1 protein-coding gene and 1 pseudogene are annotated in these 1,807 nt (G+C 64.6%); both read right to left on the minus strand.

Annotated features, from left to right (window positions below; translation table 11 throughout):
• Positions 1 to 1,166, minus strand: a 1,166-nt coding sequence (locus QH283_RS11325) for a helix-turn-helix domain-containing protein (RefSeq protein ID WP_280502969.1), incomplete at its 3' end; no start/stop codon positions are given.
• A 396-nt stretch (positions 1,167 to 1,562) separates the two neighbouring features.
• A pseudogene (locus tag QH283_RS11330) lies at positions 1,563 to 1,807 on the minus strand (hypothetical protein); the annotation flags it as partial.

Below are 1,807 nucleotides of genomic sequence, written 5' to 3' on the forward strand. Positions count from 1 at the left end.
TCGCTGATGGAGTCGAGGGTGGCGCGCAGTCGCGTCGAGGTGACGCTGTTGATCTGGTCGAAGTGGTCGATGAGCAGTTGGCATCCTTCGGCTATCTCGCCGCCGAGGATGTGGTTCTCCGCCAGTTTGATTCGCCAGCCGGCATTCTCACGGGGCCAGGCGACGGTGCCGACAACGGCGGCCTGCAAGTGCTCTTTTGCCTTCCGATGGTTGCCGATTCGCATGTAGGCCCAGCCCGTGACACCGGCAAGCGCAGCTTCGGGGAGATAGACCCACCCCGGGTCGATACCGCGACTAGATTCGTAGGCTCGGTGTGCTCGCTTGACTGCGTCTTCCGTGGAGCCACTGTCATGGGTTGTGCTGTGGGCGGCGGCTTCGGATATCGCAGCGAGCGCCCGAAGCCGAGGTCCGCCCCGACGGCGGGCGGCCGTCGAGGCGGCCTCGGCAAGGTTGACGCTCTCGCGTGGACGTGCGTCTTCTGGGAGTTCGGTTGGGGAGAAGCTGCCACCGTAATTGATCAGGCTCGCGTTGAGCAGGGCGTGCGCTGCGGCGACGTCGTCGCCACCGGCTGTAGCGGTTTGGACTGCTTCCGCGTAGTAGCGGCGTGCCTGTGTGGGGCGTCCGGCGTCGAAGTGGACCCATCCGGCCGCGGTCATCATTTCGGCGGTTGCGCTGGCGAGGGCTTGGCCCACACTGTCGGTGTATGCGCCATTGCCGAGGAGATGGCGCGCGTAGTGGACGCCGTTGACGGCCACGCGGCAGAGCCTGTCTCCGCCGACAAGCAGATCCAGTTCGTGAATCTGGTTGGTACTGGCGACGATATCGGCGACCTCGCTCGCACCTATCCGGATACTTCCTGCTGACGGCGCGGCGGCGTGCGGGGTTTGTGTTCCGCTCGGGGCGGCGACCCCTGCGCCGACTGCGCCTGCTCTCAGGAAGTTGCGACGATCCATGTCCGCCTCCTCGTCCGAGTCCACCACCAGTATGGCAAGCGGAACCCGCAGTGCGCGTGCCGCTCGGCGGAGCATCCTCACATCATGAACGCAGGGGGCGTTGTTCTCGAGCTGGGAGACGACCGGCTGGGTATAGCCCATGAGGGTGGCGAGTTCGCGCTGGGTCATGCCATAGGACTTGCGTATCCGCCGGATGACCTCACCCGTGCTCATAGCTGTCACTGATTCCCCCGGTTCTGTTGTCGCGGAAGCGCATTGGCGCTGATCGGACACACATCATGAAGGCACACCCCCGCCTGTCCGGCAGGATATACGGATCGCTTATATCCCGATAAGGGTTCGCGAATTCACCGTCGAAGCGATCACTCCGCCGCTCGTATGGTTGCTGCGCCGCTCGGCACCGGGATAGGTCGTCTTGCCCCCTTCACACAGCCCACCGGCTCCCCCGCAGGGGTGGGGAGCCGGTTGACGAAAGTCCCGGAGCTCGGCGGCAACCACCACCAGAGCCATGTCTGCGGCTGTCGGCTCGGCCGTGCAGGAGGACCTATGGATATCTGCTGAACCCGGCGGTCGGCCGATCACGCGCCGACCGGAAGCGAGCGCCGGGGATCAGCCGGTTTGCTCCGCCTGCTCGTTCATCTGCTGGCTGTTGCTCTCGTCGACGTTCTGAAGCTGACCGATCGCGGCAAGATATGCGTCGCGCATCGTGGTGACGATCTCGATGTGCAGCTTGATGCGCGATATCGCGTTGTCATCGGGGTCGTGGGTAGCTCCGCCGACCGCCTTCTGCTGGAACTTCTGCTGTAGTTGCTGAGCGGATGGGAGGCCGCCGTAGCCGGATAGGAACTCGAGGT

This window comes from Nocardia farcinica, assembly GCF_029867845.1.
GTDB lineage: Bacteria > Actinomycetota > Actinomycetes > Mycobacteriales > Mycobacteriaceae > Nocardia > Nocardia farcinica_A.